The organism is Pseudomonas sp. MF6776 (assembly GCF_016613125.1).
GTDB lineage: Bacteria > Pseudomonadota > Gammaproteobacteria > Pseudomonadales > Pseudomonadaceae > Aquipseudomonas > Aquipseudomonas iridis.
The window spans coordinates 1-22315 of the sequence record NZ_JAENSQ010000024.1; the positions used below are offsets into that span (position 1 = coordinate 1).

Annotated in this window: 20 protein-coding genes and 1 pseudogene; 2 read left to right on the forward strand and 19 right to left on the reverse strand. The window is 58.3% G+C overall.

Features of this window, described 5'->3' with window-relative positions; all coding sequences use genetic code 11:
* Positions 1-250 precede the first annotated feature (250 nt).
* From JJD74_RS22625 to JJD74_RS22680, 12 genes and pseudogenes are all read right to left on the reverse strand, one after another.
* Positions 251-712: a three component ABC system middle component gene (locus JJD74_RS22625; protein ID WP_200616872.1), complete on the reverse strand. Its 462-nt coding sequence runs from the start codon at positions 710-712 to the stop codon at positions 251-253.
* A complete protein-coding gene (locus JJD74_RS22630) occupies positions 709-1869 on the reverse strand; it encodes a hypothetical protein (RefSeq protein ID WP_200616873.1) in 1161 nt (386 codons plus the stop codon). The genes JJD74_RS22625 and JJD74_RS22630 overlap by 4 nt, the downstream gene beginning before the upstream one ends.
* A gap of 735 nt (positions 1870-2604) precedes the next feature.
* Positions 2605-2901: pseudogene (gene tmk / locus JJD74_RS22635) on the reverse strand (dTMP kinase); the annotation flags it as partial.
* A gap of 19 nt (positions 2902-2920) precedes the next feature.
* A complete protein-coding gene (gene mltG, locus JJD74_RS22640; RefSeq protein ID WP_200616874.1) occupies positions 2921-4096 on the reverse strand; it encodes an endolytic transglycosylase MltG in 1176 nt (391 codons plus the stop codon).
* Between the two features lie 3 nt (positions 4097-4099).
* A complete protein-coding gene (gene pabC, locus JJD74_RS22645) occupies positions 4100-4915 on the reverse strand; it encodes an aminodeoxychorismate lyase (protein WP_042560431.1) in 816 nt (271 codons plus the stop codon).
* On the reverse strand, positions 4915-6159 hold the full coding sequence (gene fabF, locus JJD74_RS22650; protein ID WP_042560432.1) for a beta-ketoacyl-ACP synthase II: 1245 nt from the start codon (positions 6157-6159) through the stop codon (positions 4915-4917). The genes pabC and fabF overlap by 1 nt, the downstream gene beginning before the upstream one ends.
* Before the next feature lie 108 nt (positions 6160-6267).
* On the reverse strand, positions 6268-6504 hold the full coding sequence (acpP, locus tag JJD74_RS22655; RefSeq protein ID WP_003442511.1) for an acyl carrier protein: 237 nt from the start codon (positions 6502-6504) through the stop codon (positions 6268-6270).
* A 196-nt stretch (positions 6505-6700) separates the two neighbouring features.
* Positions 6701-7441: a 3-oxoacyl-ACP reductase FabG gene (fabG, locus tag JJD74_RS22660; protein WP_042560433.1), complete on the reverse strand. Its 741-nt coding sequence runs from the start codon at positions 7439-7441 to the stop codon at positions 6701-6703.
* A gap of 16 nt (positions 7442-7457) precedes the next feature.
* Positions 7458-8396 carry an ACP S-malonyltransferase gene (gene fabD, locus JJD74_RS22665; RefSeq protein ID WP_042560434.1) on the reverse strand — a complete coding sequence of 313 codons (939 nt, stop codon included), beginning with the start codon at positions 8394-8396 and terminating at the stop codon, positions 7458-7460.
* A 123-nt stretch (positions 8397-8519) separates the two neighbouring features.
* Positions 8520-9530 (reverse strand): phosphate acyltransferase PlsX, encoded by a 1011-nt coding sequence (plsX, locus tag JJD74_RS22670; RefSeq protein WP_080896053.1) that lies wholly within the window; start codon positions 9528-9530, stop codon positions 8520-8522.
* 4 nt (positions 9531-9534) lie between these two features.
* Entirely contained in the window at positions 9535-9717 is a 183-nt protein-coding gene (gene rpmF, locus JJD74_RS22675; protein ID WP_008152339.1) for a 50S ribosomal protein L32, read from the reverse strand.
* Positions 9718-9730: 13 nt separating this feature from the next.
* Positions 9731-10258, reverse strand: a complete 528-nt coding sequence (locus JJD74_RS22680) for a YceD family protein (protein ID WP_042560436.1) — start codon at positions 10256-10258, stop codon at positions 9731-9733.
* Between the two features lie 105 nt (positions 10259-10363).
* Between JJD74_RS22680 and JJD74_RS22685 the strand changes: the two genes are divergently transcribed.
* Positions 10364-10942, forward strand: coding sequence for a Maf family protein (locus JJD74_RS22685; RefSeq protein ID WP_042560437.1), 579 nt, complete (start codon positions 10364-10366; stop codon positions 10940-10942).
* Positions 10943-11061: 119 nt separating this feature from the next.
* Here JJD74_RS22685 and sppA read toward each other — a convergent pair whose 3' ends face one another.
* The 3 genes from sppA to rluC are packed head-to-tail and all read right to left on the reverse strand — an operon-like array spanning position 11062 to position 13684.
* The gene (gene sppA / locus JJD74_RS22690; RefSeq protein WP_115146228.1) at positions 11062-12051 is read right to left on the reverse strand and encodes a signal peptide peptidase SppA; all 990 of its coding nucleotides are present in this window, start codon (positions 12049-12051) and stop codon (positions 11062-11064) included.
* A gap of 24 nt (positions 12052-12075) precedes the next feature.
* Positions 12076-12738, reverse strand: coding sequence for an HAD-IA family hydrolase (locus JJD74_RS22695; RefSeq protein ID WP_115146227.1), 663 nt, complete (start codon positions 12736-12738; stop codon positions 12076-12078).
* Positions 12725-13684 (reverse strand): 23S rRNA pseudouridine(955/2504/2580) synthase RluC, encoded by a 960-nt coding sequence (rluC, locus tag JJD74_RS22700; protein ID WP_047302596.1) that lies wholly within the window; start codon positions 13682-13684, stop codon positions 12725-12727. The genes JJD74_RS22695 and rluC overlap by 14 nt, the downstream gene beginning before the upstream one ends.
* 698 nt (positions 13685-14382) lie before the next feature.
* Here rluC and rne point away from each other — a divergent pair.
* Positions 14383-17634, forward strand: a complete 3252-nt coding sequence (gene rne / locus JJD74_RS22705) for a ribonuclease E (RefSeq protein WP_200616875.1) — start codon at positions 14383-14385, stop codon at positions 17632-17634.
* A gap of 207 nt (positions 17635-17841) precedes the next feature.
* Here the strand turns inward: rne and JJD74_RS22710 are convergent, their stop codons facing one another.
* The 4 genes from JJD74_RS22710 to JJD74_RS22725 are packed head-to-tail and all read right to left on the reverse strand — an operon-like array spanning position 17842 to position 22197.
* Positions 17842-18432, reverse strand: a complete 591-nt coding sequence (locus tag JJD74_RS22710) for a nucleotidyltransferase family protein (RefSeq protein WP_200616876.1) — start codon at positions 18430-18432, stop codon at positions 17842-17844.
* A complete protein-coding gene (locus JJD74_RS22715; RefSeq protein ID WP_200616877.1) occupies positions 18429-19409 on the reverse strand; it encodes an XdhC family protein in 981 nt (326 codons plus the stop codon). Before JJD74_RS22715 ends, JJD74_RS22710 begins: the two co-directional genes overlap by 4 nt.
* A complete protein-coding gene (locus tag JJD74_RS22720; RefSeq protein ID WP_200616878.1) occupies positions 19409-21730 on the reverse strand; it encodes a xanthine dehydrogenase family protein molybdopterin-binding subunit in 2322 nt (773 codons plus the stop codon). The genes JJD74_RS22715 and JJD74_RS22720 overlap by 1 nt, the downstream gene beginning before the upstream one ends.
* Entirely contained in the window at positions 21727-22197 is a 471-nt protein-coding gene (locus tag JJD74_RS22725; RefSeq protein WP_042560445.1) for a (2Fe-2S)-binding protein, read from the reverse strand. Before JJD74_RS22725 ends, JJD74_RS22720 begins: the two co-directional genes overlap by 4 nt.
* Positions 22198-22315 lie beyond the last annotated feature (118 nt).

Consider the following 22315-nt stretch of genomic DNA (forward strand, 5'->3'; position numbering starts at 1 on the left):
CAAGCGCTTCGACTTCAAATGCCCCATCGAGGTGATGGGAGAGGTCATGCAAAACTCCATGGCAATGCGGCATGATGCTCCGGCTTCAATTCAATAACCGTGTTGCACTCAGCTCCTGCAACCGCCATCTCTAAAATTGCACTCTTACCGGTAGATGACTTCCCGGTAATCACATTAAGTCCCGGATAAAACGGGACATAGTGAACCTTGTCTTGATTATCAATGATGCCAATATACTTTACGAAGCACTTCATAGCGACTTCAGCCCCAACGTCCTGTAAATGGAAACAACTTCGATATCAGCAAAAATAGCCGCCAGCTTCTTGCTCATCTTCAAAAGATCAGCACGTGCGCTCTTTTCGTGGATCTGACTAATAGAGGTCAATGCCATGCCCTCTCCCATCGCAACCCTTTTCTCAGTCAGTAATATTTGCAACGCAGAATTGGTGAGGGACTTGAACTCCTGAACACGAACATCCAAGCCAATAAGGCGGCGATGATCATCGCACATCGTTCTCAACGTGCTTCTTTTGTTCGCTCCTTTTAAAAAAGCCTGCATGGGCGGATAGAGCAATAAGGGCAAAATCAGATAGCTGAGTAGTATGCCGTTTTCTTTTACCTCAGCTTCGTCGTGAAATGCATGCAGCAAGGGAGCCATGGCAAATGGCGTACGGTGCAATGTGTAAATATGATCAGCAGCACCCGTTGTCATTTCCACAGCCTCCAATGAAACTCGTCATCCTTGTCTTCTGGCTGGATCTCCGCCAGCAGATGATAAACACCGTTACGAAACTCAAGTGTCGTATTTTCAAAGCTACAGAGCTGTTCGGCTTCCAAGGCATGCCTTGCATGGTAAAACTTCAGCGACTCAAGCCTCAGTTCATCCGGTTCGCTAACCTTACGAACCTCGATCATTTGCTGGGCCCGGTGACTCAGGTGACTGTTCAGTTGATTGCTTTGGTAACGGGCTATATCTGGCTTCTGAAGTCGACACTCACCTAGCAGCTCAGAAATCGTCTGCTCGGCTATTAATTTATGCAAAGCCGCCTTCTTGATATAATCGTCCCCACCTACTTCCTGAATTTTCTTAACAAACGCATGCCCCATAAGGTCGGAAACATTGATAGTTCGTTTCAGGTAGTTGGTGTCGACTTCCGGAAATTTATTTGAAAACTTCATGTGCCGAGCATTGAGCTCGCTGAATTTGTCGTCAAACATCAACCGGGTTATTTTCCATCCGTTCGCCACAAGCTCAGTACTGCTCATGAACCCCAACAACTCATCAATGAACTGTTGCTGCTTGTCAGTGCGGATAGCCGTCAATTGGTTCTTTTTGAATCGATGCAGACGCCCTACCAACGTTTCCGCATTGGTGGTTATCACAACCTTTTCGAGAATCTGGATCAGATCCCCCCGGCGCGCAGAATCCATAACAAGGCGCTGAAGTTTCAGAGAAGCAGGAATGCTGGTCTTTTTTGAAGCGGCGAATCGCTCTTCTGTGCCCTGGAGAATCGCTTCCATCGCGGATACTTTGTCCGCCACTGTCCGAGTGTTCCAGCCGGCCAGAGTGGCTTGATTACCAAACTCCTGGGTGGTCAGCAAGACTAACGTCTTGTACGCCGTGTGGTCGAACTTTTCGTTCATCCAGTTTTTTAGGGTGTTCCAGAAATTCGAATGCCCATCAGTGAGGTCACCGGTATAAAACTTTACTTCAACCTGGGCCTTGCCGGGGACAGTCACATCCCCATACACCTCCAACCAAACGCACTCATCTTTCTCAAGCTCAAAACAATGATCAACCGCGACAAGCAACTGATATTGGAGCGCCTCGAAAAGCTTCGTCGCATCGACGTTCAGCTTGCTATCCATACAATTTCCACGGCCGTCTTCGAGACCCAATGATTTTTCCGTATCAATTTATCGGAGCTCGAAGAGATTTCCATTGTGAAGTGAATGCCATTGCTAGATCGCGCTTTGAACCAGCCCAGCAGACCACTGTATATAATTACAGGCTATATAAATTGGATCACATCCATGGTAACAGCACTATAAACATGGTCGCAAAGCGCTATTACTCTTCATGGATCGCTCTGAATGCTTTTATCGATTTGCTTGCTTTGATCGCTATGGCTGTCTTGCCCTGGATCGAGAGGGAAATGCATTCGGGATGGTCAGGTGATTAGGCGGTGTTCCCGAGCAGAATTCTAAGGGTATGAGCCCAACCATGACTTCATTATCCAATGCCCCTGTTCGCTGCAAGATATGAGCTTTGGAAACAGGTAATGGATGCAACACGGTGGTAAAAATGCGAAAACGTAAACCCTGAAACCCAGTAATTACGAGGGTTTTGGACTTGGTGACGCCTTCAGGAGGGGAGTGACCGGGGTTGCGAGGACGATTGGGTTTACAAAAGGCTGAAAAATAATTGGAAAAGGGGCTTGTTTACGTTTTAGATCTAGTGAATGCTATAAATACGACAGAAGAACTCAAGTCATCGGCTGGAGACCCAAGCTTCACGGGCTCTCAAGCGTCAAAGCGGTTTTTCAGGTGCTTGGAACGGTAAAACGAAAGAAGTTTACCTACCAACAAAAGAGAAACTAGCGTTTCGGTGAAGCGATCACACAGCACCACCGCACCGCGGGCCAGTGCCGGGCGAATCACCTCGGCCAGATGCTGAGCACGCGCGGCGAACACCAGCAGCAGTTCGGTATCCGGGTTCATGACTTCGTCGGCCGGGGCCAGCAGCACATCGCGAATCCGCTCTGCCAGTGGCGTACCGCCGGGCTCGCGGGTCAGCACGACCTCGACACCGGCGGCGCGCAAACGCTCGGCGAGGTATTCGCGATTGGTGCTCTTGCCGGCGCCTTCCGGGCCTTCCAGGGTGATAAACAAGCCAGTCACAGGCAGTCCTTAATAAAAGTCATTGCGTGTTTTGTGGTGCGTCGGCGTCAGGAGTCGGCGCGGATTCCTCAGTCGGAACCTGCGGCAGCGACTCGGGCGCAGTATTAGGCGATGCCGCAGGAATCGACTCCTCGGCGGCCGGTGCCGCTTCCGGCGTAGTTGCCGGCGCCGGGCTGGAGCGGTAATCGGCACGGCGCTTGAGCTGAAATTCACGCACCGCATTGTTATGCGCATCGAGATCGTCAGAGAACACATGGCTACCGTCGCCACGGGCAACAAAGTAGAGGCTGGTGCCTCCCACCGGGTTCAGCGCCGCGTGAATGGCTTCACGCCCGACCATCGCAATCGGCGTCGGCGGCAAGCCGGGAATCACGTAAGTGTTATACGGCGTCGGCTCCTTGAGGTGAGCGCGGGTCAACTTGCCGGTGTAGCGATCGCCCAAACCATAGATCACTGTCGGATCGGTCTGCAGCTGCATGCCCAGCGCCATCCGGCGCACAAAAACCCCGGCAATCTCGCCGCGCTCCTGCGGTACACCGGTTTCCTTCTCGACCAGGGACGCCATGATCAGCGCTTGATAGGGTTCTTTGTACGGCGCATCGGCAGCGCGTTTTTCCCACTCTTTGGCCAGCACTTCGTCGAGACGCTCAAAAGCCTTTTTCAGCAGCTCGGTATCGGACACGCCGCGCACGAAGCGATAGGTATCGGGGAAGAAACGGCCTTCCGGGAACAGACCTTTGTGGCCAATCTTCGCCATCACGTCGCTGTCGCTCAAACCATTGATGGTCTGTTCGATTTTTGCATCTTTCGCCAGCGCAGCACGCACTTGGTGGAAATTCCAGCCCTCAACCAGCGTCAGGCTGTACTGAACCACGTCGCCACGCTTCCACGAATCGATCAGACCGTTGACGGTCATCCCGGGCTGCATGCGGTATTCGCCAGTGTGGATCGGCGTGCCAGCAAGATTGAAACGCCAATAGACCCGTAGCCAGAAAGCGTCTTTGATGACGCCATCGCTTTCGAGTCCAAGGAAGGTACGGGTCGGTGTAGAGCCTTTCGGCACATCCAGCAGTTCTTCCTGCGTGATGTTCAGGGGCTGTTCCAGCGCGGAGTGGATCTTCCAGGCGCTGGCGCCCAACAGCAGCCCCGCCAGAACCAGTCCGGTTTCCAGCAGCAGCAATAATTTACGTCTCACAAATCAGGCATCCAGTAGGGCGCGGGCAATGGCTTGCAGTTTACGGGTGAGCGGGCCAACCGGCCAGCTCAGTGCAGCGTAGGCGCGTACCGGCCAGACGCCATATACGCTGTTGCAGACAAACACTTCATCGGCCCATTGCAGCTGTTCCAGGCCGATATCAACGGTTTGGGTGGGGATGGCCAATGACTCGGCCTGAAACAATATTTCCGCGCGCATCACACCGGCGACACCGCAGCGTTTCAGATCGGGCGTGATCAACACACCATCGCGCACCAGAAACACATTGCTGAACACCCCTTCGATCACTCGACCGGCCTGATCGAGCATCAAGCCCTCAGCGTGCTCGCTGTCTTGCCATTCGGCGCGGGCGAGTACTTGTTCCAGTCGATTGAGGTGTTTGAGTCCGGCAAGCAATGGCTGCCTGGACAGACGCGTATTGCACGGAAACAGGCGGATGCCATGTTCGGCATGCGCAGCAGGATAAGCCGCCGGCGGATTGCCTTGCAGAATGCGTCGACCCGGCGCCGCAGGGTCAGGCGCGTAACCGCGCAAACCGTCGCCACGGGTGAGGATGAGTTTAAGCACACCCTCGTCCATCGCGGCAGCGTAGCTCAGCAGTTCGTGGCGAATCATTTCGATATCGGCAGCGATAGCCAGACGCGAGCAGCCATCGGCCAGCCGCGTCATGTGTCGATCAAGCAATACTGGCTGGCCGTCACGCACGGCAATGGTCTCGAACAGACCATCGCCGTAAGCCAGGCCGCGGTCTTTCAGCGACAGAGTGTCAGCCGGTTGACCGTCGACCCAGCTGTCCATCAACCTGCGAACCGACGGAACGCCAAGGTACCGTTGGTGCCGCCAAAGCCGAAGGAGTTCGACAGCACGACATCGATGTCCATGTTGCGCGCGGTGTGCGGCACGAAATCGAGATCACAGCCTTCGTCCGGCTCATCAAGGTTGATGGTTGGCGGCGCCACCTGGCTGTTGATTGCCAGGATGCTGAAGATCGCCTCGACCGCTCCGGCCGCACCCAGCAGGTGGCCCGTCATGGACTTGGTGGAGCTGACCGCCAGTTTATAGGCGTGCTCACCGAACACCGACCTGATCGCGTTGGCCTCGGCAAGGTCGCCGGCCGGGGTCGAGGTACCGTGGGCATTGATGTATTGCACTTGATCGGCGTTGATCTTCGCGTCGCGCAAGGCGTTGGTGATGCAGCGAGCTGCACCCGCGCCGTCGGCAGGTGGCGAAGTCATGTGGAACGCATCGCCACTGGTGCCGAAACCGATCAGCTCGGCGTAGATGGTCGCGCCGCGCGCCTTGGCGTGTTCGAGTTCTTCAAGCACCAGTGCACCGGCACCGTCGGACAGTACGAAACCGTCACGCCCCTTGTCCCAGGGACGGCTGGCGCGAGTTGGCTCGTCGTTGCGGGTCGACAGCGCACGGGACGCGCCGAAGCCGCCCATGCCCAGACCGCATGCGGCCATTTCGGCACCGCCGGCAATCATCACGTCGGCTTCGTCGTACATGATGTTGCGCGCCGCCATGCCGATGCAGTGCGTACCGGTGGTACACGCTGTAGCAATGGCGTAGTTAGGCCCCTGTGCGCCCAGATGGATGGACAGGAAACCGGAAATCATATTGATGATCGAGCCTGGCACGAAGAATGGCGAGATTCGACGCGGGCCCGTCTCATGCAAAGTACGGCTGGTTTCTTCGATATTGGTCAGACCGCCGATGCCCGAACCCATGGCCACGCCAATGCGCTCGCGGTTGGCGTCAGTGACTTCCAGGCCAGCGTTGCGTACGGCTTGAAAGCCAGCCGCGAGACCGTACTGAATGAACAGGTCGAGCTTGCGCGCTTCCTTGACCGACAGGTATTCCTCGACATTGAAGCCCTTTACCGAGCCGCCAAAGCGGGTGGAATAGGCAGAAAGGTCGGTGTGTTCGATCAGACCAATGCCACTGCGGCCAGCCAGAATGCCCTGCCAACTGCTTGGCACATCCGTGCCCAGTGGCGACAACATACCCATACCGGTGACTACGACGCGTCTACGCGACACAGCACTCTCCTTTTTCAAATGACGACTTTGCATCAGGCCTAAAGAAAAAACCGCACGCCGTGATGGCAGTGCGGTTTTTCCATGACAGCAAGCAACGATTACAAGCTATTAAGCCTGGTGGTTTGTAACGTAATCGATTGCAGCTTGTACAGTAGTGATCTTCTCAGCTTCTTCGTCAGGGATTTCGGTCTCGAATTCCTCTTCCAGAGCCATCACCAGCTCAACGGTGTCAAGGGAGTCGGCACCCAGGTCTTCTACGAAGGAAGCGGTGTTAACCACTTCTTCTTCTTTAACACCCAGTTGCTCGGCAACGATTTTCTTGACGCGCTCTTCGATGGTGCTCATACCTTGTTTTCACTCCTAATGGACAAATTCAGGCAGCTGGCCAGTGGGTAAGTGTATAGAAAGACTTTTCAGTTTTTCAACTGAAAGCTTCACTCCTCAAACCCTGCAGCCCTCTGCCTATAAATAGATTGCAGCTTTATAACGGATTTTAGACAGCTCGTATGACATTTTTTTGAAGCAATCCGTCACATTTTACTTACATGTACATCCCACCGTTCACCGGGATTGTAGCCCCAGTAACGTATGCCGCACCGTCGGATGCAAGAAAAGCGACCACAGACGCGATCTCTTGAGCTTGTCCCAGACGACCCAGCGGAATCTGCGTCTGCAAGGCTTCACGCTGTGCTTCAGGCAGTTCGCGGGTCATATCGGTGTCGATAAACCCTGGGGTTACCGAGTTGACCGTAATCGAACGCGAACCGACTTCACGCGCCATTGCACGGCTGAAACCTTCCAGACCGGCCTTGGCGGCTGCATAGTTTACTTGGCCTGCGTTGCCCATGGCACCCACCACCGAGCCAATACTGATAATTCGACCCCAACGGGCTTTGGTCATGCCGCGCAGAACGCCCTTGGACAGGCGATACAGACTGTTCAGGTTGGTATCGATCACGTCGTACCATTCGTCATCTTTCATGCGCATCATCAGGTTATCGCGGGTGATGCCGGCATTATTGACCAAAATCGCCGGTGCACCGAACTGCTCCTGAATGGTCGCGATCACTTTGCTGACGGATTCGTCGCTGGTGACGTTGAGTTCCAGACCGGTACCCTGAATGCCGTGCTCTTTGAGCGTGGCGGCAATCGCCTCGGCACCCTTGGCGGAGGTTGCGGTACCCACAACGATGGCGCCCTGACGGCCCAGTTCCAGTGCGATAGCCTGGCCGATACCGCGGCTTGCACCGGTGACCAGTGCAACTTTACCTTGCAGACTCATGCAAGTTTCTCCTGATTCAGGCCTGCGCTGCACGAGCGGCAGCGAAGGCGTCTGGGGTATTGAGGTTGGAAGTCGAAACGCCTTCGGCGCAACGTTTGTTCAGACCAGCCAGTACTTTGCCCGGACCACATTCGACCAGATTGGTCGCGCCCTTGGCGGCCAGTGTCTGTACGGACTCGACCCAGCGTACTGGCTTGTAGAGTTGTTCGAGCAGATCACGCTTGAGGGTTTCCAGATCGGCCGGCACTTGTGCGCTGACGTTCTGTACCACCGGGATCTGCGGCGCCTGCCAGTTAATGGCGGCAATGGACTCGGCAAAGCGCTCGGCAGCCGGACGCATCAGCTCGCAGTGCGACGGCACGCTCACCGGCAGCGGCAGGGCACGCTTGGCGCCACGCGCCTTGCAGCCCTCAATGGCGCGCTCGACGGCAGCCTTGGCACCGGCCACTACAACCTGACCCGGGGAGTTGAAGTTGACGGCGCTGACCACTTCGCCCTGTGCCGCTTCAGCACAGGCCGCCAGCACGTCAGCGTCTTCCAGACCCAGAATGGCAGCCATGCCGCCCTGCCCGGCCGGAACCGCTTCCTGCATCAGCTGGCCACGGCGCTCAACGAGCTTTACCGCATCAGCCAGACTCAGGCTGCCGGCAGCCACCAGCGCGCTGTACTCACCCAGGCTGTGACCGGCAACAAATGCCGGACGCGCACCACCTTCAGCCAGCCACAGACGCCACAAGGCGATCGATGCGGTCAGAATGGCCGGCTGGGTTTTGTCGGTTTGATTAAGCAGCTCTTCCGGCCCCTGCTGGGTCAGTGCCCACAGGTCATAGCCCAGAGCAGCGGAGGCTTCTTGGAAAGTTTCGAGGATCAATGGATGTTGCGCGCCCAGCTCGGCCAGCATGCCGAGGGACTGCGAACCTTGTCCTGGAAAGACGAATGCGAGGGAAGCAGACATGTAACAAGCCCCTAATGATCTTGTCGTCGGAAAATGACGCCCCACTGGGGGACGCAAGAAACTGACAGTTGGATGGCCCTTTGAACCGGGCGGTCACATTTAAGCATTGTCCGACGAAAACGCCTAAGACAACAAATCCTCCAGACGCCCATGAAGGCGCTCGGGCAGGTTCTCCTGAATCTCGATCAGCGCACGCTGAATCGCACTCTGAAAGCCCTGAACTCCCGCCGAACCGTGGCTTTTCACCACAATGCCCTGCAAGCCAAGGAAGCTTGCGCCATTGTGTCGCGCCGGTGCCAGATCTGCCTGCAAGCGTTTCATCAATGGCAGCGCCAAGGCACCGATTGCGCGCGAAGCCATGTTCTTTTTGAACAGCGCCTCAATGCGCGCAGCAATCATCGTGGCCAGGCCTTCACTGGACTTGAGCAGAATGTTGCCGACAAACCCGTCGCACACCACCACATCCGCCTCACCGCGATACAGGCCGTCACCTTCGACAAAACCGATGTAGTTAATGCCTCTGGCCGCCTGCAACAGCGTTGCCGCCAACTTGACCTGTTGATTGCCCTTGATGTCTTCGGTGCCGATGTTCAGCAACGCCACCCGAGGGCGAGCAATACCCAGCGTCTGCGCCGCCACCGAACCCATCACCGCAAACTGCAACAGATGCTCCGCACTGCAATCGACGTTGGCGCCAAGATCAAGCAACTGGCAATAACCTTTCTGCGTCGGAATGGCGGCAACCATCGCGGGACGATCGATACCCGGCAAGGTCTTCAGCACATAGCGCGACAGCGCCATCAACGCTCCGGTGTTGCCGGCACTGACACAGGCTTGAGCCTTGCCATCACGCACCAGTTCAAGGGCAACACGCATCGACGAGTCCGGCTTGCCACGCAGGGCCTGAGTCGGTTTTTCGTCCATGGTGATGACTTCGCTGGCCGCAACAATCGTCAGGCGCGCGCGATCGGCAGCCGATTGGCCATTGATCAATTCTTCAAGAAGGGAGGGTTGACCGACGAGGGTCAGGTGCAGCGAGGGTGTAGCAGACAGGCAAGCAAGGCTGGCCTGAACAATGCTGCGGGGACCGAAGTCCCCGCCCATTGCGTCAATCGCGATGACTTGAGCAGACAAGTGATTACTCGTCAGCGCCCTTGTCGATCACTTTACGGCCACGGTATACGCCTTCTGGCGATACGTGGTGGCGCAGGTGAATTTCACCAGTGGTTTTTTCTACAGACAGAGTGCTCGCCGTCAGGGCGTCGTGCGAACGACGCATGTCACGGGCAGAGCGGGATTTTTTGTTCTGCTGAACAGCCATAATTGATTAACTCCTAAACGTTTGGGTCACGCTTTAACTGCGCCAATACACTGAACGGGTTGGACCGCGTTACCTCGTCCTCGCTCGGTTCGGGCTCATCTGACCCCGCCGGCTGCTGGCATTCTTCCGGATGATGAGCAGGCACGATAGGCAAGGCAAGCAAAAGCTCCTCCTCGACCAGTGACTGCAGATCCAATGGATCTTCGCCCAGTTCCAGCACGTCATAACCTTTCGGTAACGACTGGGTATTCGCACCCTCCTTAACCACAGCGTAACTGCATTCGCTGTGGATCGGCAGGGTGACCAGCTCAAGACAACGCTGGCAAACCATTTTGACCTCGGTGTCGATAAAGCTGTGGATTACCACAGATTTACGTTCATCTCGTTCAAAAACGAATTTCGCCTGCACCGTACCGACAGTGTCGGAAAGCGGGTCGCAGAGTCTCTTCAAATCGGCCAGTAGCAGCTCACCCTGGATGGTGGTGCCACGATCAGCCAATTTGCGCGGGTCAACGTGAGGTGGAATCGGGTCATTCAACATAGGCGCAGCATTATAGGGATGCCCCCACCCATGTCAAAGGAAATTGTGCCCTGTCCGTCACTTGCGTGCCTCCGCTAGAATTCACATCTGCCTCAGGAGACGCAAATGCTGCCTTTATTACTTGCTTCAAGCTCGACTTATCGCCGGGAATTGCTCTCCCGCCTCCACCTGCCATTCGTCTGCAGCTCGCCAGATATCGATGAAAGCCACCGTCCCGGCGAACCGGCAATCGAGCTGGTCAAACGTCTTGCCGAACAAAAGGCCCGAGCACTGGCCGACAGCCACCCCGCTCATCTGATTATTGGCTCCGACCAGGTGGCCGTACTCGGCGACCGGATCATCGGCAAGCCGCACACCTTCGACAAGGCCCGCGAGCAACTGATGGCCGCCAGCGGCGCCAGCGTGACTTTTCTCACCGGCCTTGCGCTGCTCAATAGCCAGACAGGGCAATGCCAGGTCGACTGCGTACCGTTCACCGTGCACATGCGCCAGCTCGATCAGGCACGGGTCGAGCGTTACTTGCACATCGAGCAGCCTTACGACTGCGCGGGCAGCTTCAAGGCTGAAGGTCTGGGCGTGAGCCTGTTCCAGTCCACCGAAGGCCCTGACGCTACCAGCCTGATCGGCCTGCCACTGATTCGCCTGATCGACATGCTGCTACTTGAAGGCGTACAGATTCCTTAAAGCAAAAAATCGCAGCCAGCGGCAGCTCTTACAGGGTTCGCGTCATCGCAAATAATGCGAATGAACATCGAACCTGCAGGCGCTGCCGCAGACTGCGATCTTTTGATCGCTACAACCAATTAACGCAACGATGGCCCGTGGAAGCCCATCCACATCGCCAACTGCTCGGCCACACTGGCGCCAAGTTTCTTCGAGAAGCGGTCAAACGGCGACTCCTGGACGGTGAAGTCCACCAACTCTTTCTCGCCGACCACATCACGCGCAACCGAACTGGCACTGCCCAGACCATCGATCAAGCCCAGCGGCAGCGCCTGCTCGCCAGACCAGACCAGCCCGGAGAACAGTTCCGGATGCTCTTTGTCCTTCAGGCGATCGCCACGGCCCTGCTTGACGCTGTTGATGAACTGCTTGTGCGTGGTGTCCAGCACACTTTGCCAGAACGCCGTTTCTTCAGGCTTCTGCGGCTGGAACGGATCAAGGAACGATTTGTGCTCGCCAGACGTGTACGTGCGACGCTCGACTCCCAGCTTCTCCATGGTGCCGACAAAGCCGTAACCGGCCGCCGTTACACCAATGGAGCCCACCAGACTCGCCTTGTCGGCATAGATCTGATCCGCAGCACTGGCGATGTAATACGCACCAGACGCGCCGAGATCGGAAATCACCGCATACAGCTTGATCTCGGGGTGCAAGCCACGCAGACGCTTGATCTCGTCATACACATAACCGGACTGCACAGGACTACCGCCCGGACTGTTGATCCGCAGGATGACACCCTTGACCTTCTTGTCCTCGAACGCAGCGCGCAGGCTGCCGACAATGTTGTCGGCACTGGCCGGTTCTTTGTCGGCGATCACGCCGGTGATGTCGATCAGCGCGGTGTAGTTCTCGCCGCGAGTCGCGCTTTTTTCCATGTCCATCAGCGGCGTGAACAGAATCAGCGCGACAAACAGGTAAACAAATGTCAGCAGCTTGAAGAAAATCCCCCAACGCCGCGAACGACGTTGTTCCTGCACACCCGCCAGAAGGGTCTTTTCCAGCAGCTTCCAGCTCTTCTCGTCACCGTCGTCGGCACTTGCCTTGGCCGGTGCTTTCCATTCGTCGGTCATGCCATCCACCCCAGCAAAAACGTATTAAGCCTGCTGTGCCAGCCAGGCATGCAATTCGGAAAAACGGTCGATCGACAGACGCGGCTCGAACTGTTGCAACGATTCGATCGATTGCGCGCCATAACTGACAGCTACCGAATCCATCCCCGCGTTACGCGCCATCAGCAGATCGAAGGACGAATCCCCGACCATCAGCGCCTGTTCGGCACGCACACCGCAATGAGCAAGTATCTGCTCCAGCATCAGAGGGTGCGGCTTGCTCGCAGTTTCATCGGCCGCGCGGGTAATGTCGAAATACTCTTCCCAGCCATTGGCCTTGAGCACCCGATCCAGTCCGCGCCGATTCTTGCCGGTCGCAACAGCGAGGTGATAACCCTGCTCACGAAAGGACGCCATTGATTCGACGACCCCCTCAAACAGCGGCGAAGGCACAGCCTCTGCCGCAATGTAGTGATCAGCGTAATACTCACGAAACAAGGTCATTTCGGCGTCGCTGATTTCGGGATACAAGGTGCGGATCGCCTCGGGCAAGCCAAGACCGATGATGCCTTTGACGGCAAAATCATCACGCAATTGGAAACCGGAGCGCCCGGACGCCGAATGCATGGCCTCGACGATCCGATGAATGGAATCGGCCAGCGTGCCGTCCCAATCGAAAATCAGCAGTTTGTAATCAGATGGGCGCACTCAATCGCTCCACGGTCTTGGCCCACATTTCATCGACCGGCGCCTGCAGGGTCAGCTTGTCGCCATCCGGCAGCGGCACGGTCAGCATGTAAGCATGCAGGAACAGGCGCTTGCCGCCCAGATCGCGGATTTCCTTGGTGAAACCCTCGTCGCCATACTTGCTGTCACCAGCAATGCAATGCCCGGCATGCAGGGTGTGAACGCGAATCTGGTGGGTGCGACCGGTCACAGGCTTGGCTTCGACCATGGTCGCGAAGTCGCCAAAGCGGCGCAGCACCTTGAACAGGGTCAGGGCCTCTTTGCCTTCTTCATTGACTTCAACCATGCGCTCGCCGGAACGCAAGTTGCTCTTGAGCAATGGTGCGCTGACTTTCTTGATCGAGGTCGCCCAGTTGCCGCGCACCAGCGCCATGTAGCGCTTGTCGATGCCATCGCCGCGTAACTGCTCGTGCAAATGACGGAGCATGCTGCGCTTCTTGGCAATCATCAGCAGGCCGGAAGTGTCGCGGTCGAGACGGTGAACCAGTTCCAGCTCTTTGGTATCCGGACGCAACTGACGAAAGGCTTCGATCACACCGAAGTTCAAGCCGCTGCCACCGTGAACCGCAATGCCCGCAGGCTTGTTGATCACGATCAGGGCTTTGTCTTCGAAGACAATCGAGGCTTCCAGGCGCTGCAACAGGCCCTGGGCCAGAGGCACCGGTTCGTCACGCTCAGGCACGCGAACGGGCGGCACGCGCACGATATCACCGGCCTGCAGCTTGTATTCGGGCTTGATCCGACCTTTGTTCACACGCACTTCGCCTTTGCGCAAAATGCGGTAAATCAAAGTCTTGGGCACACCTTTGAGCCGGGCGAGGAGAAAATTGTCGATTCGTTGGCCGGCATACTCCGGCGAGACTTCAAGCAGTTGAACGCCTGGAGTCGAAGGGGCAGTAGTTGTCATGGCGCGGATGATAACAATTTTTATGGATTTGAAGCACTTAATCATTGCTGCTATAGTCGCGAACGCCGCCAAAAGCGGCCTGGACAGCGGCACCACGGTCAAAAACCGGCCCTGACCAACGCAATTCACCAGGACGCGAGGCCGTCCTACGGGGCTTTCGCTACGTAACGGTGGAGTTTGCAGTTGTAACAAGCGCAGGTGACATAAGGCCTGAATCACACCGCCGAGCAGAGTTTTTACTCGCCTGGCAGGCAAACATTCAAGGCCAGTTCACAAAGTGCAGTCAGCTGTGAATGACCCCGAGCGAAGGCTTCGGAAACAACGCCTAAATTAGCCATGATGCGTGACCTCCCCTTTCGGAGCTCACGGTAAATGCCAACCCGTTGCGGATTCTGCGCGCGGCAGCACCCGAATTATCAGGGATACGTGTAGGGTGGAGATGCACAACCGCTGGACTGTGTAGCATTAGGCTTTATCAAGACGCTTCATCTCGTCCACAGCCGCTGGTTGATTCCTCCTCCTGACTGAGTGCTTAAGTAGCCACAGCAAGCAGGACGCGTACGTCGCGGTCTCGGCCCAATTGGTCGCAATCGCTAGACACGGGAATGGCCAACCACTCCCGACGCACCTGACACCGACCGTGAGAAGTCGTGTGTGCCGAACGCCGTTTCCGGCAGCCCGGAAACCGACGGTACTACATGAAAAGAATGCTGATTAACGCAACTCAACCCGAAGAGTTGCGTGTTGCACTGGTAGATGGTCAACGCCTCTACGACCTGGACATCGAATCCGGTGCACGCGAGCAGAAAAAAGCCAATATCTATAAAGGCAAGATCACTCGCATCGAACCAAGCCTTGAGGCTGCCTTTGTCGACTTCGGCTCTGAGCGCCACGGCTTCCTGCCCCTCAAAGAAATCTCCCGCGAATACTTCAAGAAAGCCCCTGAAGGCCGCGTCAACATCAAGGACGTCCTGAGCGAAGGCCAGGAAGTCATCGTTCAGGTCGAGAAAGAAGAACGTGGCAACAAGGGCGCAGCCCTGACCACCTTCATCAGCCTGGCCGGTCGTTACCTCGTACTGATGCCGAACAACCCGCGTGCCGGCGGTATCTCCCGTCGCATCGAAGGCGAAGAGCGCAACGAACTGCGTGAAGCGCTGAACGGTCTGGTTGCTCCAGCCGACATGGGTCTGATCGTGCGCACTGCAGGCCTTGGCCGCAGCAGCGAAGAAATGCAGTGGGACCTCGATTACCTGCTGCAACTCTGGACCGCCATCAAAGAAGCCTCGCTGGATCGCGCCGCGCCATTCCTGATCTACCAGGAAAGCAACGTGATCATCCGCGCTATCCGCGATTACTTGCGCCAGGACATCGGCGAAGTGCTGATCGACAGCGTTGAAGCCCAGGACGAAGCCCTGACCTTCATCCGCCAGGTGATGCCGCAGTACGCCAGCAAGATCAAGCTGTACGAAGACAGCGTTCCGCTGTTCAACCGCTTCCAGATCGAAAGCCAGATCGAGACCGCTTTCCAGCGCGTCGTCGAACTGCCTTCCGGCGGCTCCATCGTTATCGATCCGACCGAAGCCCTGGTGTCCATCGACATCAACTCGGCCCGTGCCACCAAAGGCAGCGACATCGAAGAAACCGCCCTGCAGACCAACCTTGAAGCGGCTGAAGAAATCGCCCGTCAGTTGCGCCTGCGCGACATCGGCGGCCTGATCGTCATCGACTTCATCGACATGACCCCTGCCAAGAACCAGCGCGCCGTGGAAGAGAAAGTCCGCGAATGCCTGGAAGCCGACCGCGCTCGCGTGCAGATCGGCCGTATCTCGCGCTTCGGCCTGCTGGAAATGTCCCGTCAGCGCCTGCGTCCATCGCTGGGCGAAAGCAGCGGCATCGTTTGCCCGCGTTGCAACGGCACCGGCATCATCCGCGACGTTGAATCGCTGTCGCTGGCGATCCTGCGCCTGATCGAAGAAGAAGCACTGAAAGACCGCACCGCCGAAGTCCGCGCCCAGGTGCCGATCCCGGTTGCTGCGTTCCTGCTCAACGAAAAACGTAACTCGATCACCAAGATCGAACTGCGCACCCGTGCCCGCATCATCATTCTGCCGAACGATCACCTCGAAACCCCGCACTTCGAAGTTCAGCGTCTGCGTGATGACAGCCCGGAAGCCGCGACCAACCAGTCCAGCTACGAAATCGCTGCAGCCGCTGCCGAAGTCGAAGAAGTCCAGCCAGCCGCTGCGACCCGCACCCTGGTTCGCCAGGAAGCCGCGGTCAAGACTGCTCCGGCTCGCGCCAACGCTCCGGTTCCGACCGAAGTTGCAGCACCTGCCGCACCAGCGCCTGCTCCAGCTGCCATACCAGAACCAAGCCTGTTCAAAGGTCTGGTGAAGTCGCTGGTCAGCCTGTTCGCTACCAAGGAAGAGCCAGCCGCTCCGGTGGTGGTTGAAAAACCGGCCACCGAACGCCCGGCCCGTAACGAAGAGCGCCGCAACGGTCGTCAGCAGAGCCGCAACCGTAACGGTCGCCGCGATGAAGAACGCAAGCCGCGCGAAGAACGTGCACCGCGTGAAGAGCGCGCCCCACGTGAGCCGCGTGAAGAGCGTCAGCCTCGTGAAGCCCGTGAAGTTCGCGAGCCTCGTGAAGCCCGCACCGAAGCGCCAGCCGCCCGCGAAGAACGCGCACCACGCGCCCCGCGTGAAGAGCGTGCACCACGCGCTCCACGTGAAGATCGCAAGCCACGTGGCGAGCGTGAAGAACGTGTTCGTGAACTGCGCGAGCCACTGGATGCCGCTCCAGCTGTAGCCGCAGCCGCTGCCGTGACCGCTGAAGAGCGTCCGGCCCGCCAGCCACGTGAAGAGCGCGCACCGCGTCCACCGCGTGAAGAACGTCAACCGCGCGCCGAGCAGGCCGCTGCTGCCGTTGCCGATGAAGAAGAAGTCATCAGCAACGAAGAGCAACTGCCGGAAGACGGTTCGGAGAGCGCCGAAGGCGATCGCCCACGTCGTCGCTCCCGCGGTCAGCGTCGTCGCAGCAACCGTCGTGAGCGTCAGCGTGATGCCAATGGCAACGTGATCGAAGGTTCGGAAGAGTCCGAGTCCGACGAAAACGCTGAAGGCCCAAGCACTGCCGATCTGGCCGCTGGCCTGGCCGTGACTACCGCCGTTGCCAGCAGCGTGATCAGCGCTCCGGCTGAAGCACAAGCTCACGAGCAAGCCGAACGTGCCACCGCCGCTACTCTGGAAACTGCTCCAGTAGAAGCACCGGTTGTTGAAGCCACCACTCCAGTGGAAGTGACAGCAGCTCCGGAAGTTGAAGTAGCACCGGTTCGCGAAACCAAGGCTCAGTTTGAAGCTTTTGCTGAACCTGCCGCCGAACCTGCACCAGTCGTCGAGGCGCCAGTCGTCGCTGCAGAGCCGGTTGTCGAAACCGTCGCTGAAACCGTGACCGAAACCGTGCGTGAAGTTCGCGAAGAGCAGACTGCATTCAACTGGGTAGCTGAGCCTGCCGCCGCTGAAACACCAGCGCCTGCATACGAAGCACCAGTGGTTGAAGAAGCCAAGGTTGCCGAACCGGCTCCAGCGCCAATCGTTGAAGCGCCAGTCGTCGAGGCTCCAGTGGTTGCCGAAGCACCAGCCCCAGTGGTTGAAACTGCACCGGTCAGCGCGCTGACGCCAAGCGGCCGCGCGCCGAACGACCCGCGTGAAGTGCGTCGTCGCAAGCGTGAAGAAGAGCGTCTGGCGAAGGAAGCCGAGCTGGCAGCAGCTTCTGCTCCGGTTGTTGCCGAGCCAGTGGTTGCTGAAGTGATTGAGGCAGCTCCTGCCCCGACTGCCGAAGAAGCTACCGTTGAATCGGTAATCGCTGAAGCGCCACGCTCCGTTCAGGACGCGGCACAGCAACACGAAGAGGCCCAGGAAAAAGAACACGAGCCTAAACCACTCGTCTGATTCCGTAAGCCACTAAAAAGCCCCGCCTGAGCAATCAGGCGGGGCTTTTTTATGCGGTTTGGAAGATCAAAGATCGCAGCCTTCGGCAGCTCCTACAGGGGATCGCATTTACATGATCGTTCCCAGGTGGAGCGTGGGTACGATCAATATCAGGGATGCGATCCCCCTGTAGGAGCTGCCGAAGGCTGCGATCTTTTGACTTTGCTGTTACTTAAATACCAGAGCTTCAGGAACGTCGATATCCCACAACACCCCTGGATCATCCACCAACACTTCCACCACCCTTCCCTGCTTGAACAAAGGCCTGGCTCCGCGATCACCGCTCAACGCCAGCAACCCCGAGCCAAACGAACGCCCAAACCCCACAGGATGCCCAAACTCGCCATCCTGCACCGGCACACTCACCGCATCGTCCGCCATCGCCGCCATCACCCGCTCGATACTCGACGGCAAGATAAACGGCATATCTCCCAGCACGATCAGCCAGCCATCAACATCCGGACACGCCGCCACGCCTGCGGCAATGCTGTCGCCCATGCCGGTCGACTCGATCAAGACCACATCACAGCCATAAGCCTGCGCCATGCGCATCGCCTGCGGTCGCGCTTCAGTCGTCACCAGCACGCGCTTGTCGAGACTGGCCGGCAGGTTCACCAGCACGTGCTCGATCACCGAACGCACGGCGCCGTCGCGACCGGTACAATCGGCCAGCAACTTGTCCTTGTCCGCGCCCGCCACCTGGCGAAAGCGGCTGCCCTCGCCTGCTGCCAACACGATCACTGCGACGGAGTGACTCATGCGCCCTCCACTGGCTTTTTCTGTTTCAACTCGACCCCGTTCTTGATCGCCACGATCTCCGCGAGCAAGGACAAGGCAATTTCCGCCGGCGAGTGACTGCCGATGTGCAGACCGATCGGCCCATGCAAACGCTTGATCGCGTCGACTGACAAGCCTAGCTGAGCGAGATTCTCCCGGCGTTTCTGACTGTTGACCCGTGAACCCAGTGCGCCGACATAAAAGGCCGGCGAATCGAGCGCAGTGAGCAACGCCATGTCGTCCAGCCGCGGATCGTGGGTCAGCGCGACAATCGCCGTGCGCTCGTCGGTCTGGATGTTCAGCACCGCATCATCCGGCATACCCGGAACGAAACGACCATGCTGTTCTTCCCAGCCGTAGACGAACTCGGTGCGCGGATCGCAGATCAGCACCTCGAAATCCAGCAGTCGCGCCATGTCCGCCACATACCGCGACAACTGACCGGCGCCGATCAACAGCAGACGCCAGCGCGGGCCGTAAATCGCGCGCAGGGTTTTGCCATCGAACTCCAGCGCGTCGGATTTGCTCGCGGGCGTCAACACCACTTCACCCGTTTCAATGTTCAACTCACGGGCAACGATCTCGTGGGCTTCACATCGCGCAAGCAGTTCGGCGACCCACCCCGGGTCGCCGACCCGCTCTTCTGTCAGGCGCAACGTGCCGCCACACGGCAAGCCGAACCGCGCCGCCTCTTCACGCGTGACGCCATAGGTGATCAGTTGCACCGGTGGCCCGTCGGTGGCAATGCGCCCGTCGTGCAGCCGGGCAATCAAGTCATCCTCGACACAGCCGCCGGACACCGAGCCAATTACCACGCCGTCCTCGCGCAAGGCGAGCATGGCGCCGGGCGACCGCGGCGCCGTGCCCCAGGTCTGCACCACACTGAACAGCACCACCCGCTGACCGGCGCGGCGCCATTCAAGCACGCTGCGCAGGACATTCAGATCCACGCTGTCCATCAGGTTTGTGCCTTCTGCCAGCCCTGCAACTGATAACGCACCGGCAGGTTGCGGATGCGTTTGCCGGTAGCGGCGAAGATCGCATTGCACAGTGCCGGCGCAATCGGCGGTACGCCCGGCTCACCGACGCCGCCCAACGGCACATCGCCCGGTGGCGTGACCAGGTGCACGGCAACTTCCTTCGGCGCCAGCGACATGCGCGCCACTTCGTACATATGGAAATTGTCCTGCTGAACCTTGCCGTCCTTGAAGCTGATTTCACCCAGCACGGCGTTACCCAGGCCCATCACGCAAGCGCCCTCGAACTGCGAGCGAATACGTTCAGGATTGATCTGCGGCCCGCAATCCACGGCGATGTCGGCCTTGTGCACGATCAGCGTGCCATCGTCCTTGACCTCGACTTCAATCACCGCCGCCACGTAAGTGACGAAGCTGTAATGCACCGCCAGCCCCAGGCCACGACCCTTTGGCAGTTGACGACCCCAACCGGCTGCCTTGGCCGCGGTTTCCAGCACGGCGCGCATACGGCCGGTATCGATCGGATAACGCTCAGGGGATTCGCCGTAGTTCCACTCTTCGCTCAAGGTACGAGGATCGATCTGCCGGTCCGGGCCAAGCAGCTTGATCTGATATTTGAGCGGATCCACACCGGCCTTGTGCGCCAGTTCATCGACGAAACTCTGGATCGCGAAACCATGAGGAATGTTCGACACCGAGCGATACCAGCCGACCCGTGTGTGTACCCTCGCTTCCGGGTTTTCCAGACGCACATTGGGAATGGCGTAGGCCATGTTGGTGAAGCCCATGCCCAGTTCGAACGCGGCTTCGTGGTTCATGCCCGGCGCAAACAGCGCGGTGATGCTCGGCGCCACGGTGCGATGCAACCAGCCGGACGGCATGCCGTCCTTGCCCACGCCCGCCTTCAGGTATTCGGCGGACACGGTATGGAAATACGAGTTGTGCACGTCGTCCTCGCGCGTCCACTGCACCCGCACGGCCTTGCCAGGAAACTCCTTGGCGAGGATCGCCGCTTCAATGACGAAGTCCGGTTTCGACTTGCGCCCGAAACCGCCACCCAGCAGCGTCACATTGACTGTGACGTTATCGAATGGCAGCCCCAGGCGCTCAGCGATGCGTTCACGCGTCACCTGCGGTGCCTGGCTCGGCGCCCATGCCTCGCAAACGCCGTTGTTGAAACGGGCGATGGCCACCATCGGCTCCATCGGTGCCTGCGCCAGATGCGGCAAATAATAAGAAGCTTCCAGGCTGCTGGCAGCACTGCTCAGCGCCTTGTCGATATCGCCGGTGTTGCGCACCACTTTGCCGGGCTTCAGCGACGCGGCTTCCAGTTCCTTGCGATAAGCGATCGAGTCGTAACTGGCGTTCGGGCCATCGTCCCATTCGATCTTCAGCGCCTCGCGACCCTTGATTGCCGCCCAGGTGTTGCTGGCAACCACGGCCACCCCGCCCAACGGTTGAAACTCCGAAGGCAGTGGACGGCCTTCGATCTGCATGACTTTTATCACGCCAGGCACTTTCAGCGCCGCGCTGTCATCCAGCGATTTGACCTTGCCGCCGTACACCGCCGGACGGGCGATGGTCGCGTACAGCATGCCGTCGAAATGCACGTCGGCGCCGTATACCGCGCGGCCTTTGACGATGTCGTCACCGTCGATGGCTTTGGTGCCTTCCTTGCCGATATAGCGAAATTCCGACGGCTGCTTGAGGCGCAGACTGTCGCGCGCCGGTACCGCCAACGCACTGGCTGCAGCGGCGAGCTCGCCATAACCCAGCTCACGCCCGGACGGCTTGTGAATGACTTTATGCAATTGCGCATGGCATTCGCCCACCGGCACCTTCCATTGCGCTGCCGCCGCTTGCTCAAGCATCGTACGGGCTGCCGCGCCGCAACGGCGCATCGGCTCGTACCAGTGACGCATGCTGCGCGAACCGTCGGTGTCCTGATTGCCGAAACGCACTTCATCGCCAGGCGCCTGCTGCACTTTGACGTGCGCCCAATCAGCCTCCAGTTCGTCGGCGACAACCATGGTCAGACTGGTGCGTACGCCCTGGCCCATCTCGGAACGGTTGCACACAACAGTCACCGTGCCGTCGGTGGCGATGCTGATGTAGACCTTCGGATCGTCGATCCAGCCATTGGGCATGCCATCGGCACCGAACTGCTTAGGCTTGTCTTCGGCCAACGCATCCTGCCAACCCCAACTCGCCGCCAGCACCAATGCACCGGTGGCGGTTGCGCCTTTAAGGAAGCCACGGCGACTGAGATTGCTCAGGGCGAAATCATTCGGCAGGCGACTCATGCCTTGGCCTCCTTCAGGTGGGTGGAAGCCTGGCGGATCGCGGTTTTGATCCGGTTATAGGTGCCGCAGCGGCAAATGTTGCCGACCATGGCTTCTTCGATCTGCTCGTCGCTCGGGTCGGGATTGGTCTTGAGCAAAGCGGTGGCCGACATGATCTGCCCGCCCTGACAAAAACCGCACTGGGCCACGGCGCTGTCGAGCCAGGCTTGCTGGACGACTTGCCCGACAGGGTCGGCGTGCAGGTTGTCGATAGTAGTGACGTTCTGGCCGACTACCGAGCCGATCGGCGTGATGCAACTGCGCGCCGGCAAACCATCGATATGAATGGTGCAAGCGCCGCACAGGCCCATGCCGCAACCGAATTTGGTGCCGTTGTAACCGGCGATATCACGAATCGCCCACAACAGCGGCATGTCTTCGGTGACATCGAGTGAATGGTCTTGGCCATTGAGTTTCAGGGTAATCATGGGCACGCCCGCATATTTTTGGAGGTTATGGGGTCGAGCAATCTGCCGCCGGAAAGTCAGCGGTGGGTTCGCGCAGATCGACTCAGGCTAATGGGCTCTCTTGTGCCGACGGAAAGGT

What these genes read in the sequence shown, in the direction of transcription:
- JJD74_RS22625 (WP_200616872.1), bottom strand. Translation starts at nt 712, where the DNA reads ATGACAACGGGTGCTGCTGATCATATTTACACATTGCACCGTACGCCA.
- JJD74_RS22630 (WP_200616873.1), bottom strand. Translation starts at nt 1,869, where the DNA reads ATGGATAGCAAGCTGAACGTCGATGCGACGAAGCTTTTCGAGGCGCTC.
- pabC (WP_042560431.1), bottom strand. Translation starts at nt 4,915, where the DNA reads ATGGACAGCTGGGTCGACGGTCAACCGGCTGACACTCTGTCGCTGAAA.
- acpP (WP_003442511.1), bottom strand. Translation starts at nt 6,504, where the DNA reads ATGAGCACCATCGAAGAGCGCGTCAAGAAAATCGTTGCCGAGCAACTG.
- fabG (WP_042560433.1), bottom strand. Translation starts at nt 7,441, where the DNA reads ATGAGTCTGCAAGGTAAAGTTGCACTGGTCACCGGTGCAAGCCGCGGT.
- fabD (WP_042560434.1), bottom strand. Translation starts at nt 8,396, where the DNA reads ATGTCTGCTTCCCTCGCATTCGTCTTTCCAGGACAAGGTTCGCAGTCC.
- rpmF (WP_008152339.1), bottom strand. Translation starts at nt 9,717, where the DNA reads ATGGCTGTTCAGCAGAACAAAAAATCCCGCTCTGCCCGTGACATGCGT.
- JJD74_RS22680 (WP_042560436.1), bottom strand. Translation starts at nt 10,258, where the DNA reads ATGTTGAATGACCCGATTCCACCTCACGTTGACCCGCGCAAATTGGCT.
- JJD74_RS22685 (WP_042560437.1), top strand. Translation starts at nt 10,364, where the DNA reads ATGCTGCCTTTATTACTTGCTTCAAGCTCGACTTATCGCCGGGAATTG.
- sppA (WP_115146228.1), bottom strand. Translation starts at nt 12,051, where the DNA reads ATGACCGACGAATGGAAAGCACCGGCCAAGGCAAGTGCCGACGACGGT.
- rluC (WP_047302596.1), bottom strand. Translation starts at nt 13,684, where the DNA reads ATGACAACTACTGCCCCTTCGACTCCAGGCGTTCAACTGCTTGAAGTC.
- rne (WP_200616875.1), top strand. Translation starts at nt 14,383, where the DNA reads ATGAAAAGAATGCTGATTAACGCAACTCAACCCGAAGAGTTGCGTGTT.
- JJD74_RS22710 (WP_200616876.1), bottom strand. Translation starts at nt 18,432, where the DNA reads ATGAGTCACTCCGTCGCAGTGATCGTGTTGGCAGCAGGCGAGGGCAGC.
- JJD74_RS22715 (WP_200616877.1), bottom strand. Translation starts at nt 19,409, where the DNA reads ATGGACAGCGTGGATCTGAATGTCCTGCGCAGCGTGCTTGAATGGCGC.
- JJD74_RS22720 (WP_200616878.1), bottom strand. Translation starts at nt 21,730, where the DNA reads ATGAGTCGCCTGCCGAATGATTTCGCCCTGAGCAATCTCAGTCGCCGT.
- JJD74_RS22725 (WP_042560445.1), bottom strand. Translation starts at nt 22,197, where the DNA reads ATGATTACCCTGAAACTCAATGGCCAAGACCATTCACTCGATGTCACC.